Origin of the sequence: Mycobacterium sp. (assembly GCF_047975165.1) — a bacterium.
Taxonomy (GTDB): domain Bacteria; phylum Actinomycetota; class Actinomycetes; order Mycobacteriales; family Mycobacteriaceae; genus Mycobacterium.
Genome location: NZ_JBKECZ010000141.1, coordinates 1 through 15046 on the forward strand (window position 1 = coordinate 1; position 15046 = coordinate 15046).

The 15046-nt window shown below is 69.0% G+C and carries 13 protein-coding genes and 2 pseudogenes; 1 reads left to right on the forward strand and 14 read right to left on the reverse strand.

Features of this window, described 5'->3' with window-relative positions:
• Positions 1 to 232, forward strand: a pseudogene (locus tag ACK5M9_RS13385) (phosphoribosyltransferase); the annotation flags it as partial.
• Between the two features lie 20 nt (positions 233 to 252).
• Here ACK5M9_RS13385 and ACK5M9_RS13390 read toward each other — a convergent pair.
• From ACK5M9_RS13390 to ACK5M9_RS13455, 14 genes and pseudogenes are all read right to left on the reverse strand, one after another.
• Positions 253 to 720, reverse strand: a complete 468-nt coding sequence (locus tag ACK5M9_RS13390; RefSeq protein ID WP_416893651.1) for a hypothetical protein — start codon at positions 718 to 720, stop codon at positions 253 to 255.
• Between the two features lie 25 nt (positions 721 to 745).
• The gene (locus tag ACK5M9_RS13395) at positions 746 to 1510 is read right to left on the reverse strand and encodes a DivIVA domain-containing protein (RefSeq protein WP_416893652.1); all 765 of its coding nucleotides are present in this window, start codon (positions 1508 to 1510) and stop codon (positions 746 to 748) included.
• Positions 1511 to 1808: 298 nt separating this feature from the next.
• Positions 1809 to 2099, reverse strand: a complete 291-nt coding sequence (locus ACK5M9_RS13400; RefSeq protein WP_416893653.1) for a YggT family protein — start codon at positions 2097 to 2099, stop codon at positions 1809 to 1811.
• Between the two features lie 102 nt (positions 2100 to 2201).
• A complete protein-coding gene (locus tag ACK5M9_RS13405; RefSeq protein ID WP_416893654.1) occupies positions 2202 to 2888 on the reverse strand; it encodes a cell division protein SepF in 687 nt (228 codons plus the stop codon).
• A 63-nt stretch (positions 2889 to 2951) separates the two neighbouring features.
• Positions 2952 to 3731 carry a YggS family pyridoxal phosphate-dependent enzyme gene (locus ACK5M9_RS13410; RefSeq protein WP_416893655.1) on the reverse strand — a complete coding sequence of 260 codons (780 nt, stop codon included), beginning with the start codon at positions 3729 to 3731 and terminating at the stop codon, positions 2952 to 2954.
• Positions 3732 to 3736: 5 nt separating this feature from the next.
• The gene (pgeF, locus tag ACK5M9_RS13415) at positions 3737 to 4444 is read right to left on the reverse strand and encodes a peptidoglycan editing factor PgeF (RefSeq protein WP_416893656.1); all 708 of its coding nucleotides are present in this window, start codon (positions 4442 to 4444) and stop codon (positions 3737 to 3739) included.
• Positions 4445 to 4535: 91 nt separating this feature from the next.
• Complete coding sequence (ftsZ, locus tag ACK5M9_RS13420) at positions 4536 to 5675, reverse strand: cell division protein FtsZ (RefSeq protein WP_416893662.1); 1140 nt, start codon at positions 5673 to 5675, stop codon at positions 4536 to 4538.
• Positions 5676 to 5928: 253 nt separating this feature from the next.
• The gene (locus ACK5M9_RS13425) at positions 5929 to 6933 is read right to left on the reverse strand and encodes a cell division protein FtsQ/DivIB (protein ID WP_416893657.1); all 1005 of its coding nucleotides are present in this window, start codon (positions 6931 to 6933) and stop codon (positions 5929 to 5931) included.
• Positions 6933 to 8411 (reverse strand): UDP-N-acetylmuramate--L-alanine ligase, encoded by a 1479-nt coding sequence (gene murC, locus ACK5M9_RS13430; protein WP_416893658.1) that lies wholly within the window; start codon positions 8409 to 8411, stop codon positions 6933 to 6935. Before murC ends, ACK5M9_RS13425 begins: the two co-directional genes overlap by 1 nt.
• Positions 8408 to 9562 (reverse strand): undecaprenyldiphospho-muramoylpentapeptide beta-N-acetylglucosaminyltransferase, encoded by a 1155-nt coding sequence (gene murG, locus ACK5M9_RS13435; RefSeq protein ID WP_416893659.1) that lies wholly within the window; start codon positions 9560 to 9562, stop codon positions 8408 to 8410. Before murG ends, murC begins: the two co-directional genes overlap by 4 nt.
• Entirely contained in the window at positions 9559 to 11184 is a 1626-nt protein-coding gene (ftsW, locus tag ACK5M9_RS13440; RefSeq protein ID WP_416893660.1) for a putative lipid II flippase FtsW, read from the reverse strand. The genes murG and ftsW overlap by 4 nt, the downstream gene beginning before the upstream one ends.
• 5 nt (positions 11185 to 11189) lie before the next feature.
• A complete protein-coding gene (gene murD / locus ACK5M9_RS13445) occupies positions 11190 to 12641 on the reverse strand; it encodes a UDP-N-acetylmuramoyl-L-alanine--D-glutamate ligase (protein WP_416893663.1) in 1452 nt (483 codons plus the stop codon).
• 1 nt (position 12642) lies between these two features.
• The gene (mraY, locus tag ACK5M9_RS13450; protein ID WP_416893661.1) at positions 12643 to 13722 is read right to left on the reverse strand and encodes a phospho-N-acetylmuramoyl-pentapeptide-transferase; all 1080 of its coding nucleotides are present in this window, start codon (positions 13720 to 13722) and stop codon (positions 12643 to 12645) included.
• Positions 13719 to 15046, reverse strand: a pseudogene (locus ACK5M9_RS13455) (UDP-N-acetylmuramoyl-tripeptide--D-alanyl-D-alanine ligase); the annotation flags it as partial. The gene mraY and the pseudogene ACK5M9_RS13455, both read right to left, overlap by 4 nt.

A 15046-nucleotide genomic window follows, 5' to 3' on the forward strand; every position in this document is an offset into this window, starting at 1 on the left:
GGCCGCGGTGCGAGCGGTGCGTGCCGCCGGGCCGCGGGCGGTAGTGGTCGCGGCACCCGTCGGACCACTCTCGGCCTGCCGGATGCTGGCCCGGGAAGCCGACGAGCTGGTATGCCCGTCCATTCCGGCGGACTTCACCGCGGTGGGCCAGGTGTACGCCGACTTTCACCAGGTCAGCGATGACGAGGTGCGGGGGCTGCTGGCTACGCCCACCTGCACTCGGCAACACTGAGTGATCCGGCGACCGGACCGCTAATCGGCGCCGTCATCGCCGGAGCTGTCGGGGTCCAGCTCGGGCTCGGATTCCGGCTCGGGCTCCGGTTCGGGCTCAGGTTCGGGCTCCAGGTCGGGCTCGGGCTCAGACTCCGGCTCCAGGTCGGGCTCGGGCTCAGGCTCGGGCTCAGCCTCGGACTCGGACTCGGACTCGGACTCGGACTCGGACTCGGACTCGGACTCGGACTCGGGCTCAGCCTCGGGCTCCAGTTCGGGCTCAGCCTCGGGCTTGGATTCCGACTCGGCATCTCGCCTCTCGTCCGGACCCTCGTCTCGGCCGGCGGTGGCGCGCCGCTGCCGTTCCCGGATCGCATCGACGATCAGCAGCAGCACCCCCAGTGCGCTGGCACCGATACACACCCAGGCCACCAGCAGGTTGCTGGTCACCACCGCGAACACCAGTGCGGCAAGCCCGATCAGGGCCAGAACCAGCGCGATGATCAGCAACTAAACGACCGCACCGTCGACTCGGTCAGAATCCGCCGGCATCGTTGCCGGAGTCAGCAGGTGCCGCGGACCCGCGCTGGCCGAGCTCCTCGAGCTGCGATTCCAGGTATGTCTTCAAACGCGTGCGGTATTCACGCTCGAATGTCCGCAGCTGCTCCAGGCGACCTTCCAGGACCGTCCGCTGCTGGTTGATGGCACCCATGATCTCGGTGTGCTTGCGTTCGGCATCCGCCTGCAGGGCGTCGGCCTTCTCCTGGGCCTGACGTAGCTGGGATTCCGACCGCGATGTGGCGTCGGCGAGCATCGCGTCGGCACGCTTGCGGGCATCCGCCACCGTGGCATCCGCAGTGAAGCGGGCCTCACCGAGGATCTGGTCCGCGTTGGCCCGGGCATCGGCGAGCATCTTGTCCGACTCGGCCTGGGCGGTGCTGGTGAGCCGATCCGCGGTGTCCTGCGCGAGGGTCAGTATCCGGCCGGCCTTCACGGCGCTTTCTTCGGTTGCGGCACCCACCGCCGCTGGAGCCGGCGGAGGCGGCTGTGGCGGTTCGGGTTGCTGGTAGACCGGAACCGGCTGGGCGATGGTGGGCGAAGCGCCCGCGCCACCGGAGGCGACCTCACGGTCCAGCTCGGCGATCCGCTGGCGCAGATCTGCGTTCTCGTCGATCAGCCGGGTCAGCTCGTTCTCTACCAGGTCGAGGAAGGCGTCGACCTCGTCCTCGTTGTACCCGCGCTTTCCGATAGGCGGCTTACTGAATGCCACATTGTGGACGTCGGCAGGTGTAAGCGGCATTCTCTATCCCCTCAAGGTCCTGGGCGGTCAAACGATCTGGCAGTGTCGAGCGGTCCGGTAGCTGTATGCAACTCCCGCACATCCTGTCACACCAGACTCGGCGGTTGCCGATTGTACTGATATCGGATTGACAACTGTGAACTGGCCTGAAATTTGTTTTTTGCTCCTCAGCCAATAAATCACAATCCGCCGATTCAGAAAATCACTCGCGCCGAAGCTGAAGCCCAATCGTTGCCGATCCGTCGCTTTACCTCGCTACGGGTCAAACGGGCCCGGTCCAGGCGCCCGGCACCAAGCACTAGGCAGGAGTGCCCAGCGCCATTTGCATTCCGATGAACGCAATGAGCAGCAGCACCATGATGGACAGATCCAGGCGCACCGCACCGATGGCTATCGGGGGGATCAGCCGGCGCAGCAGCTTCACCGGGGGGTCGGTGATCGACATGATCGTCTCCAGGATCACCACGGTGACACCTGTGGGCCGCCAGTCGCGGCTGAACAGGCGAATCCACTCGATGACGATACGGGCGATCAGCAGCAGCCAGAAGGCGCCCAGCGTATACCCGAGAATCTGCAAGAACAGCACCAAGGCGAGCCCGACCTAACCGACGAAAATGACCAATACCTGTCGCCGCTGTCGACAGCGGCGACACCCAGCCTACCGATCGGCCGGCGCGGCCGAGCCCCGCGACTACTGGTAGGCGTAGAAGCCGGTCTCGGCGATCCGGCGGCGTTCCTCAGGAGAGACGTCGACGTCGGCCGGCGACAGCAGGAAGACCTTGGTTGCGACCTTGTCGAACGAACCGCGCAGGGCAAACGCCAGGCCCGCGGCAAAATCGACCAACCGCTTGGCATCGGCGTTGTCCATCGTGACCAGGTCCATGATCACCGGCGTGCCGTCGCGGAATCGCTCGCCGATGGTGCGGGCCTCGCTGTAGTCCTTGGGCCGCAGCGTGGTGATCTTCGACAGCGGGTGACCATCCTCGAACATCATGGCCATCCGCCGGGGGTCCATTGCCAGCGCGCCCCGCGTGGACCCACGCCCCAGCCACGACCCGAACCTCGGCCGGGACATCTCGGGCCGCTCGAACTCCCGGTGCCCGAAGCGCGGCTCGTCGACATAGCCGCCGCGGTAGCCGCCGGGCGGCGGATAGTCAGCCGGTTCACCGCGCAGGTCCCGGCGATCGCCGTCGTAGTCGCGGTCTTCGTAGCGGCCGTAGTCATCGTCGAATCGGGGCCGCGAGTAACCGCGCAGCGATCCCCGGCCATCCGCCCGGTCGTCTGCCCGGTCGTCTGCCCGGTCGTCGTAGTACTCGTCGTCGTAGTCCTCCATGGGCGCCATACCGAAGTAGGCCTTGACCTTGTGCAGTGTGCTCATCGCGCGACCCCTTCTAGCCTGGGATGTCTGTTGTCCTTGATGAAGGTGTGACTTGAGTGACTTTCACGGTGACCGTAGCTGGCGCCGGCCCAATAACGCGGTACCGACACGCACACACGTCGAACCATGTTTGACAGCAGCTTCCAGGTCGGTCGACATGCCCGCGGAGAGCTTGACCGCATGCGGGAATCCGTTGAGCACCCGATCGTGTTCCTGCCGCAGCCTCTCAAAAGCCCGTTCGGGTTCCCAGTCCAGCGGTGGAACACCCATCAAACCGACCAGTTGCAGACTGCGCGAGCGTTCCACCTGTGCGCACAGCTCATCCACCGAACCCGGGGCATCGATGTCGACTCCGCCGCGCGACACGTCCCCATCGATACTCACCTGGAGGTAGACCCGCAGTTGGGCGTCACGGCGGTGCTCGGCGAGTTCCTTGGCCACTGCGCGGTCGAGAGCAGTTACCAGCTCCGGTCTGTCGACCGAATGCGCGGCATCCGCCCAACGCGCCACCGATGCGGCCTTCTTCCGCTGGATCTGGCCCACCATGTGCCACCGCAGATCGCGGAGTCCGGCGCCAGGTGAAGTAGCCCCCAGCAACGTCGCAACCTCTTTCACCTTCTGTCGGGCTTCCTGCACCCTCGATTCGCCGACGGCCCGGCAGCCCAATCGCGACAAAATCGCCACATCGGTCGCCGGGAAGAATTTGGTGACCGGCAGCAACTCGATGTCCGCCACGCTGCGGCCCGCCGCCGCGGCGGCGGCCGCCAGCCGCGAACGAACGTCCGCCAACGCGAACGTCAATTCTGATTGGCGGTCTGCAGCCGCCGGATCCAGCTGTGCCATTGCCCTCAATCCATCCACACCAGCGATGCCAGCCGTCCGGTCGGCGCGCCGCGCCGGTGACTGAACAGCGCCGGGTCGGCAATCGTGCAGCGTGGATCCACCTCGATGGAGGTGACACCCAAATCCTTGAGTTGACAGACGATTCCAGCTCGCAGGTCAAGTCCCGGAGTCCCCGCCGCGGTGGTGGTGCGGCTGCCGGGCAGTGTCTGCTCTACCTCATCGGCCATCGCCGCGGGCACTTCGTAGTGGTGACCGCTGGCCGCCGGGCCGAGGAGCACGGAAATATCGGCGGGATGGGCACCCGTCGACACCATGGTCTCCACCGCGCGAGCCACTATGCCGTGCTGCGCGCCCACCCGGCCGGCATGCACGGCGCCGACGACACCGGCGCGGGCATCGGCTAGCAGCACCGGCACACAGTCGGCCGTCAACACCGCCAGTGCCAGTCCAGGTGTGCCGGTGACTACGCCGTCGGTGTCGGGGACGGCCGAGTCGCAAGCCTCGTCGATCACCTCGATACGGTCCCCGTGCACCTGGTTCATCCACACCAGCCGCTCACCGGGCAAACGGATTGCCGCGGCCAGCCGGGCCCGATTCGACGCAACGGCGGCCGCATCGTCACCGACGTGGTCGCCGAGGTTGAAGGTGTCATACGGCGGCTTCGACACACCGCCCGCTCGGGTGGTGGTCACCCGACGGATACGAATACTCACCCGCCCAGTATCGGGATCGGGGCACCGGCCGGAGAGTACCCACATCGCGCAGCAGCCGGTTTGACATACACCGGCAAGCAAATCGAGATTCTCAGCGCCGCATGAAGGGAGGCACGTCGACGTCATCGTCGTCACCGCCGATGCGCAGGGTTGCCCCGTTGGTGTGCACCGGAACGCTCACCGCGTCGACCGGCTCGAACAGCGTCGAGGTGAGCTTGCCGGCTTTGGCCGACTCGATCCGGTGTGCGCCACCGGTTTCGGCGCCGACAACCGGCTTGCGGATGGATCCGGCTTCGAAGCCGGCGGCGATCACCGTGACGCGGACCTCGTCGCCCAGTGAATCGTCGATCACCGTCCCGAAGATGATGTTGGCATCCTGGTGGGCCGCATCCTGCACCAGCGAAGCGGCCTCGTTGATCTCGAACAGGCCCAGGTCGCTCCCGCCGGCGATCGACATCAGCACGCCCTGGGCACCTTCCATCGACGCTTCCAGCAGCGGCGAATTGATGGCGATCTCCGCTGCTTTCAGTGAACGTCCGTCGCCCCGGGCCGAGCCGATCCCCATCAGTGCGGTGCCCGCACCCGACATGATGCCCTTGACGTCGGCGAAGTCGACGTTGATCAGACCCGGGGTGGTGATCAGGTCGGTAATACCCTGGACGCCGTTGAGCAGCACCTCGTCGGCACTGCGGAAGGCGTCCATCAGCGACACCGCCGCGTCGCCCATCTGCAACAGGCGGTCGTTGGGGATGACGATCAGGGTGTCGCAGCTTTCCCGCAATGACCCGATGCCGTTCTCGGCCTGGTTGCTGCGCCGTTTTCCTTCGAAGGAGAACGGCCGGGTGACCACACCGACGGTCAGGGCTCCAAGTTTGCGGGCGATACTCGCGACGACGGGAGCCCCACCGGTGCCGGTGCCGCCGCCCTCGCCGGCGGTGACGAACACCATGTCCGCGCCGCGCAGCAGCTCCTCGATCTCTTCCCGGGCGTCCTCGGCCGCCTTCTTGCCGACCTCCGGGTCGGCTCCTGCCCCCAGGCCGCGCGTCGAGTCGCGGCCGACATCGAGCTTGACGTCGGCGTCGCTCATCAACAACGCCTGGGCATCGGTGTTGATGGCAATGAACTCCACGCCCTTGAGGCCCTGTTCGATCATTCGGTTGACGGCGTTGACGCCACCGCCACCGATGCCCACGACCTTGATGACGGCTAGGTAGTTGTGTGGGGGGGTCATCATTCGTCTTCCTCCCTGATGGGCTTGCTTCCCCGGGTGTTCATGGTTCGGGCGGCCTTCATACGGTGTGTCTACTTGCAAAACCCTTAACCTCAACTATAGGTTGATAGTTATGTCAAGTAGTTCCGCATGACCAGAACCGTATTGGCACGGCGGACACTAGTCGCGCAGGCGCGCCGACGCGCCACCCGCATTTTTTGAGTTCGGCCGGGCCACCCGCGGACCCCCAACGGCGCCGCCCGGACCGACCAACCTATTTCACCGTCGGCAGGTCCGGGCTGGACACATCGTAGGTGCGCCCCGGCTGGGTCAGCAGCGCCGCCAGCTTCTCCGCCTTCTCCTCGGCGCGATCGGCGGTCCCCCAGACCACCACCCGGTCACCGGCGAGCGACAGTGTGATCGAGGACACCGACGGGGCTGCGATACGCCCCACCTGGCCCGAGACCTCTGGGCGCAGCGCCAGCAGCACCTCCAGTGCTGCGCGGGTAGCCGGATCGGTGGGCCCGGGATTCTCGACATCGATGTACGGCAGTCCCGGGGGCGGCGGACCGGTCGCGAAATCCACGCCGTCGCGGTCGAACAGGTGCGGACCGTCCGGAAAATCCTTCACCGCCACCGGGATCCGCTCCTCGATGGTGATCCGCAGAGCCGAGGGGTACTGCCGTTGCACCCGGGCGCTGGCCACCCGCCGGATCGCCGCCACGCGCCGGGCGACATCACCGGTGTTGATCTGCAGCAACGGTGTTCCGATGCGTACCCGCGCCACGTCGACGACTTCCTCGCGGGTCACCACGCCCGTTCCCAGGACGACGACGCTGCGGGCGGACATCAGCGGCGTGAAGTACAGGATCAGGCCCAGCCCGACCCCGACGACCGCCACCAGCACCGATCGCAGCAACACCTTCAAGCCCCGGACTACGCCGCGCGCAACGGGTTCGGTCTCCGGCACGAGCTGGCCCCGGGCCCGCCGCTTGGCTTCCCGGCGGGCGTGCTCGATCGCCGTGGCGCGGGCCTGCGCGGCTCGGCGCTCGGCGCGTTCCCTGCGGGCGCGCCGGCGCGGGCCCTCGACGTCGTCTGCCGCGGCATCCGCTTCTGCAACACCCTCGTCCGCGGCGCCGTCTTCGGTAACGCCGTCTTCCGCGGCCGGCCCTTGATCGTCCGGAGTTGCGACGGCGATCGGTTCGGTGACCGCCTCCGCCGACACCGGCGCCATCTCCTCGGTGACCGCATCCACAGACCGGTCCTCGGATTCGCCCATCACACGATCCTCGGACGGCCCGTCGCGTCTCGGGCGGTCCGGGCCCGCAACGCCGTCACGATCTCCGGCGCCAGCAGCGTCACACTGCCGGCCCCCATGGTCACGATGATGTCGCCGGGCCTCGCCGCGGCCGCCACTTCACCGGCCACCGCCGAGAAATCGGCGAGGTAGCGCACCGGGACACTCACGTGCCCGGCGACGGTGGCTCCGCTGACCCCGGGTACCGGCTGCTCGCGCGCTCCGTAGACATCCAGCACGAACACCTCGTCGGCGCCATCGAGTGCGCGGCCGAATTCCGCCGCGAAAGTCCTTGTCCGGGAATATAAGTGGGGCTGGAACACAACCAAACTACGTCCGCCGTCACCCTGCTGAAGCGTCGAGCGCACAGCCGCCAGGGTCGCGGCTACCTCTGTCGGATGGTGGGCGTAGTCGTCGAAAACACGTATCGCCGCCGGCCCGCCGTCGGCGGAGCCCACCAGTTCGAAGCGCCGCCGGACACCCTCGAACCCGGCGAGGCCGGCGAGCACATCGTCGACCTCGGCGCCCACCTCTGTTGCCGCCAGCAACGCACCCAGGGCATTGAGCGCCATATGCCGGCCCGGTACCGACAGGCTCAGCACCCGCGGGCGGGCCTCGCCGGCCAGTTGCAGGTGGACGACCGACCCGGCACCCTGCGGCGCCCAGCTCACCAGGGTGGCGGCCAGGGGCGCGGCGCCCGCACTGCCGGCGGAGCCGTAACCGAGCACCCGGATGCCCAACCCGGCAGTCCGCCGCGCCAGTGCGGCGGCACCCGGGTCGTCGGTGCACACCACCAGCGCGCCCCCCGGGGCCAGCCGCTCGACGAAAGCGTCGAACACCCCGACATAGGCGTCGATGCTGCCGTAGAAGTCCAGGTGGTCGGATTCGATGTTGGTGACCACGGCAACGTTCGGGGTGTATTCCAGCAGGGTGCCGTCACTTTCGTCGGCTTCGGCGACGAAGTCCCCGCCACTGCCGTGGTGGGCGTTGGTGCCGGCCTCCCCCAGTTCCCCGCCCACCGCGAACGACGGATCGCGCCCGCAATGCTGCAGGGCAACGATCAGCATCGAGGTGGTGGTCGTCTTGCCGTGGGTGCCGGTGACCATCAGCGTGGTGCGTCCGGCCATCAGCTGGGCCAGAACGACCGGTCGCAATATCACCGGAATGCCGCGGCGGCGCGCCTCGACGAGTTCCGGGTTGGACTTCGGGATGGCGGCATGCGTGGTGACGACGGCGGTGACGCCACCGGACAACAGGTCCAGCGCCGACTCGTCGTGGCCGATGCGGACCAGTGCGCCGCGGGCGCGCAGGGCGTCCAGGCCTCGGGACTCCTTGGCATCCGAGCCGGACACCCGTCCGCCGCGGTCGAGCAGAATGCGGGCGATGCCCGACATGCCGGCGCCCCCGATTCCGACCATATGCACTCGCCGCAGCGCCTCGGGCAGCGGCTCGACGGTCACCGTGGCCCTCCGGCCTCTTCACCGGTCCGCACCACCCGGGCGATGTCGAGTGCGGCCCGGGCCACCCGACTGGCCGCATCCGGGCGTCCGGCCTGCGCGGCGGCCGCCGTCATCGTCGCCAGCCGATCCGGATCGGTGAGCAACCCCGACACCTCACGAGTAACCAGGTCCGGCGTCAACGCGGCGTCGGAAATCACCGTGCCGCCCCCGGCATTGACCACCGGCAGCGCGTTGAGCCGCTGCTCGCCGTTGCCGATCGGCAGGGGCACGTAGATCGCCGGCAGGCCCACCGCCGACACCTCGGCGACCGTCATCGCCCCCGAACGGCAGATCGCCATGTCGGCGGCGGAGTATGCCAGGTCCATCCGGTCCAGGTACGGCACCGCGACGTAGGGCGGATCCCCGGGGTCCGGCGTGCGCAGCTCAAGGGTGTTCTTGGGGCCGTGCGCGTGCAGCACCGCAACCCCCGCGGCGGCCAGCCCGCCCGCGGCCGCCGACACCGCCCGGTTCAACGAGACCGCACCTTGGGAACCGCCGAACACCAGCAGCACTCGCGCGTTCTCGGCGAAGCCGAAGTGGGCCCGCGCCGTCGCGCGCAACGCGGCACGATCCAGCGTCGCAATGGAGGCCCGCACCGGGATCCCGACCACCTCGGTGTGCCGCAGACCCGAATCCGGCACCGCGGACAGGATGCGTTCCGCCCAGCGGGCGCCCACCCGGTTTGCCAGCCCGGCCCGGGCGTTGGCCTCGTGGATCACCACCGGAATCCGGTGTCGCGACCGGCGCGGGCCGAGCCGCCGGGCGGCCAGGTAGGCCGGCAGCGCCACATAGCCCCCGAAGCCGACGATCACGTCGGCGCGCACATCATCGAGAACCGCCCTGGTCTCACGCACCGCGCGCCGCACCCGCGACGGCAGTCGGGCCAGGTCACCGCTGAGCTTTCTGGGCAGCGGCACCGGGGTGATCAGTTCGAGTTGGTAGCCGCGCGCGGGCACCAGCCGGGTCTCCAGCCCGCGCGCAGTGCCCAGTGCGGTGATGCGGATTCCGGGGTCCAGCGCGGTCAACGCGTCGGCAACGGCCATCGCCGGCTCAACGTGCCCGGCGGTTCCGCCACCGGCGAGCACCACCGAAATCGGATCCGTTTCGCTCACCGGTAACGCTGACCTTCCAGTGCGCGCGTGCGCGCAGTGTGACGCTGACCGGATCCATGTTGCCTGTCCCGGGTGCGGACCGCGCTTGCAGACCTGCGGGCCGGGCGGCCGGTACTCCGGGACGCCGCCCGCCGCGCCGGGCCGGCAACGGGACCCGAGGGCCTGGCCGGCTGCGGCCTGACCGGCTGCTGCGAACGCATGCGGCTACGGAACGCCTCCAGCCGCGGCGCATACGGTTCGGGCAGCGGCAGCCGCAGGAACCGGTTGACCCTGTCGTCGCGCCCGGCGCGCAGCGCCGCCACCGCCTCGGGTTCGTGCCGGGCCGCGTTGGCCATGATGCCGATCTGGGTCAGGGTGGCTGCCGTCGATGTGCCGCCGGCCGAGATCAGCGGCAACTGCAACCCGGTCACCGGCAGTAGGCCGATCACGTAGCCGATGTTGATGAACGCCTGTCCGAGCACCCACAGCGTGGTGGTGGCGGTCAACAGCCGCAGGAACGGATCGGCGGACCGGCGCGCGATCCGCATTCCGGCGTAGGCGAACAGTCCGAACAGGCCGAGCAGCCCGACCGCTCCGATCAGGCCGAGTTCCTCGCCGATGATCGCGAAGATGAAGTCGTTGTGGGCGTTGGGCAGGTAGTTCCACTTGGCGACACCCTGGCCGAGACCGTCGCCGAAGACACCGCCGTGGGCCAGCGCGTACTTGGCCTGCCGGGCCTGATATCCCGAGTCCATCGGGTCGGCATCGGGATTGAGCCAGGACCGCACCCGGTCCGACCGGTACCCGGCCGAAACCGCCAGGATCGCCGCCGCGAAGAAAACCGACACCAGGGACGTGACGAACACCCGCAGCGGCAAACCCGCGTACCAGAGCAGTGCCAGCAGGATGATGCCCATCGACACCGTCTGCCCGAGGTCGGGCTGAGCGACGATCAGCGCCAGCGCGACGACCGCGGCGGGCACCAGCGGAACGAGCATTTCCCGCAGCGACGCCCGCTCCAGGCGCCGGGCGGCCAGCAGGTGTGCGCCCCAGATGGCGAACGCCATCTTCGTCAGCTCGGAGGGCTGCATCGAGAAGCCGGACACCACGAACCATCCTCGGGAGCCGTTGGCCTCCTTGCCGATTCCGGGAACCAGCACCAGTACCAGCAGCACGACGGTGAAGGCGAAGCCGGAAAACGCGATGCGTCGCATGAACCGGACCGGCATCCGCAACGCGATGTAGCAGCCGATCAGACCGACGATCGTCCACATCACCTGCTTACCGAAGATCACCCACGCCGAACCGTCGTCGCCGTAGGACCGCACACCCGATGCCGACAGCACCATGATCAGTCCGAGAGTCGTCAGCAATGCCGCCACAGCGATGATCAAGTGAAACGAGGTCATCGGCCGGCCCAGCCAGGCTCCGAACGGGGTGCGGGGGCCGGACGCGGGCGCGGCCGCCTTCCGGGACTCCGCCTGCCCGCCTGACCCCCGCGACCCCCGTGACTCCCGCGACTCCCCTGAGCCCGGTGCCTCCCGCGCCTCCTCGGCGCCCGCCCCTTCGGCAACCCCGTCCCCGTCGCCGGCGGCGCCGTCCTGAGTGCCGCGGCGCAGCAATCGGGCCAATGCGTTTGCCACGCCGGCTACCCAACCGCGGCGTGGACGGCGGCGGCGAAAGCCTCACCCCGCGCGGCGTATCCGGTGAACTGGTCGAACGATGCGCCGGCGGGTGCCAGCAGCACCGCGTCCCCGGGTTCGGCCATCTCCCGCGCCGCGGCGACGGCCGCGGCCATCACCCGAGCCCCGAGGGGCGCATCGGCGCTGCCAATTGGAGTCACGTTAGTAACACCAGCATCATGAGTCCCATGCATCCCATCATCCTCGCCTGTAACAACCTGGACGACGGGGACATCGGGCGCGTGTCGCGATAACGCCTGGGCAACGTCGGCGCGATCCCGGCCGATCAGCACCGCTCCGACCAGATGCGACGCCATGCGGGCCACCTCCGCCTCCACCGAAACACCCTTGAGCAGGCCGCCGGCCACCCACACCACCCGGGGATAGGCCAGCACCGAGGCCTCGGCGGCGTGCGGGTTGGTCGCCTTGGAATCGTCGATGTAGGTGACACCGTCGGCGACGATCACCACCTCGCTTCGGTGCCGGCCCGGCCGGAAGGACGAAATCGCCGCGGCGATCGCCTCGGCCGGGACGCCGACCGCCCGGGCCAGGGCAGCCGCCGCCAGGGTGTCGAGCACGCCGACCGGGCCCGGCACCGGTATCGACGCGGCCGGCAGCAACCTCAGTCGGTCGGCGAACGCCCGGTCGACGAGCTGCCCGTCGCACACACCGAGTTCTCCGGCGACCGGTTCGCCCAGCCGGAAGCCGGCCCGCACTGCAGCGGCAGCCGTGGTGAGCAGCGCGGCCGCGCGGGCGTCGTCCAACCCGACCACCGCCACCCGGCCGGTGAGCACCCGCGCCTTGGCCCGGGTGTAGTCGGCCATCGTGCCGTGCCAGTCCAGGTGGTCTTCGGCGATGTTGAGCACCGCGCCGGCTTCCGGGCGAAGCGACGGCGCCCAGTGCAGCTGAAAGCTGGACAGCTCCACCGCCAGGATGTCGGAGGGTTCGGCCAGCACGTCCAGCACCGGGCTGCCGATGTTGCCGCACAGCACGCTGCGCAGTCCGCCGGCGGTCAGCATCTCGTGCAACATCGAGGTGGTGGTCGTCTTGCCGTTGGTGCCGGTCACCACCAGCCAGCGACGAGGCGGCCCATAGACCTCGGCCGCGTCCAGCCGCCAGGCCAGTTCAACGTCGCCCCAGATGGGCACACCCGCAGCCGCCGCCGCGGCCAGCACCGGTGTCGCCGGCTGAAAGCCGGGACTGGTGACCACCAGGGCGTAGCTGGCGATCCGATCGATCGCCGCCGACGGGTCCACCGTCGCCACCCCGTTTTCGGCGTAGGGAGCCAGCATCCCCGGATCGTCGTCGCACAGCGTCGGCTCCGCGCCGACATGCGTCAGCGCGGCCAGCACGGCACGACCGGTCACCCGTGCCCCGGCGATCAATACGGGCCTCCCCGACACCAGCGGCTCCAGCACCTCAGGCACCGATCACGGTCAGCCACTCGCCGTAGAACAACGCCACACCCAGACCGCAGGCTATCGCCGTGAGCAGCCAGAACCGGATGATCACCGTGGTCTCGGCCCAGCCGGCCAACTCGAAGTGGTGGTGGAACGGGGCCATCCGGAAGACGCGGCGTCCGGTGCTGCGGAACGCCAGGATCTGAATCACCACCGAGGTGATCTCGGCGACGAACAGCGCACCCAGCACCACCGCCAGCATCTCGGTGCGGCTGGTCACCGAGAGTCCGGCGATGATGCCGCCGAGCGCCAGCGAACCGGTGTCGCCCATGAATATCTTGGCGGGTGCGGCGTTCCACCACAGGAAACCGATGCACGCCCCGGCCGTCGCGGCCGCGACGATCGCCAGGTCCAGCGGATCGCGCACGTTGTAGCAGCCCAGCCCGGGCGCGGAGACACACGCGTTGCGGTACTGCCAGAAGGCGATCAGCACGTAGGCCCCGGTGACCATGGCCATACAGCCCGCGGCCAGCCCGTCGAGCCCGTCGGTGAAATTGACCGCGTTGGACCACGCGCTGACCACGACCACGCAGAGCAGGATGAACACCGCCGGGGTGAAGGTCACGGTGGCGATCTCACGGACGTAGGACATGTCCCGGCTGCCCGGCGTCAATCCGGCTGGATTGCGGAACTGCAGCACCAGCACCGCGAACAGCACCGCGGAACCGATCTGCCCGAGAGCCTTGGTCGTCTTGGTCAGCCCCAGATTGCGCGCCTGGCGGATCTTGATCACGTCGTCGACGAATCCCACACCGCCCAGCGTGGTGGCCAGTCCCACCACCAGAAGACCCGAGGCGGTGATGCCCTCGCCGTCGAAGAACAGACCGAACAGGTGGGCGCCCAGGTACCCCGCCCACAGTCCGGCCAGTATCGCCACGCCGCCCATCGACGGGGTACCCCGTTTGGAGTGATGGCTCGGCGGGCCGTCCTCGCGAATCTGGTGCCCGAATCCCTGGCGGGTGAACAGCCGGATCAGCGCCGGGGTCAGCAGGATGGACACCGTCACCGCGATCGCGACGGCGATCAAGATCTGCTTCACCGGCGCCCTCCCCCGGCGTCGGCCACCAGCGCCCGCGCCAGCAGTCCCAATCCGGCGGCGTTGGATGCCTTCACCAGGACCACATCCTCGGGTTGCTATTCGGCACGCACCAGCTCGAGGGCTTCGTCGCGGTCGACCACCTGAACGACCCCGCGATCCCCGTCGGCCCCCCAGGCACCCTCCATCACGGCTCCGTGGTGCATGGCGCTCATCGACCTCCCGGTTCCCACGACAACGAGTCGAGACACATCTAATCGCACCGCGAGTCGGCCGATGCGGTCGTGCTCGGCTATGGCATCGTCGCCGAGCTCGGCCATCTCGCCCAGCACCGCCCAGCTGCGCCGCGGAGCAGTTACTGTATCGGCCGCTCCCCGGGCGATCCAGGCCAGTGCCTGCAGCCCGGTACGCATCGAGTCGGGGTTGGCGTTGTAGGCGTCGTCGATCACCGTCACCCCGTCTGCCCGGGTGGCCACCTGCATCCGGTGCGGCGAAACCGGTCGGGCGCCGGCCAGGGCATCGGCGACCTGTTCGACGGTGGCCCCGCATTCCAGTGCCACCGCCGCCGCGCACAGCGCGTTGCCCACCTGATGGTCACCGGAAACCTCGAGTTCGACCGACGCTTGCACCGGCCTGCCGTCGCGCACCGCATGCAGGGTGAACCGCGGCCGCGCCAGCTCGTCCATGGACACCTGATCCGCCCACACCTGGGCGCTGACACTGCTGCGGCTGACCCGAACCACCCGGGCTGCGGTCACCCCGGACATGGCGTCCACCACGGCGTCGTCGGCGTTGAGAATCACCACCCCCGATGCCGGCACGGCCTGCGGCAGTTCGGATTTGGTTTGCGCGATGGCCTCCCGGGAGCCGAACTCGCCCAGGTGGGCGGTGCCGACGTTGAGCACGACCCCGATTCCCGGCGGCGCGATGCCGGCCAGAGTCGCGATGTTGCCCGGATGGCGGGCCGACATCTCCAGAACCAGGAAGTCGGTGTCCCGGGTCGCGCGCAGCACCGTCCAGGGATGGCCCAGTTCGTTGTTGAACGACCCCGGCGGGGCAACCACCTCGCCCAACGGCCGCAGCACCGCGGCCACCAGATCCTTGGTCGACGTCTTACCCGAGGATCCGGTGATCCCGATGATCCGCAACCCGCCCGCGACCAGCTCGGCAGCCACCGCCGCGGCCAGTTTGGCCAGTGCGGCCAGCACGGCCGCGCCCGAGCCGTCGGGGTCGTGGTCGAGCACCCCGGCCCGGGCTTCCGCCCGGCCGCCGGACGCCGCCGGCGCAACGACGATCGCCGGCACACCCACCGGCCGCGCGGCCAGCA

Excerpts from the sequence above, each read along its gene's own strand:
- ACK5M9_RS13395 (WP_416893652.1), bottom strand. The coding sequence starts at position 1,510 with ATGCCGCTTACACCTGCCGACGTCCACAATGTGGCATTCAGTAAGCCG.
- ACK5M9_RS13405 (WP_416893654.1), bottom strand. The coding sequence starts at position 2,888 with ATGAGCACACTGCACAAGGTCAAGGCCTACTTCGGTATGGCGCCCATG.
- ACK5M9_RS13410 (WP_416893655.1), bottom strand. The coding sequence starts at position 3,731 with ATGGCACAGCTGGATCCGGCGGCTGCAGACCGCCAATCAGAATTGACG.
- ftsZ (WP_416893662.1), bottom strand. The coding sequence starts at position 5,675 with ATGACCCCCCCACACAACTACCTAGCCGTCATCAAGGTCGTGGGCATC.
- ACK5M9_RS13425 (WP_416893657.1), bottom strand. The coding sequence starts at position 6,933 with ATGGGCGAATCCGAGGACCGGTCTGTGGATGCGGTCACCGAGGAGATG.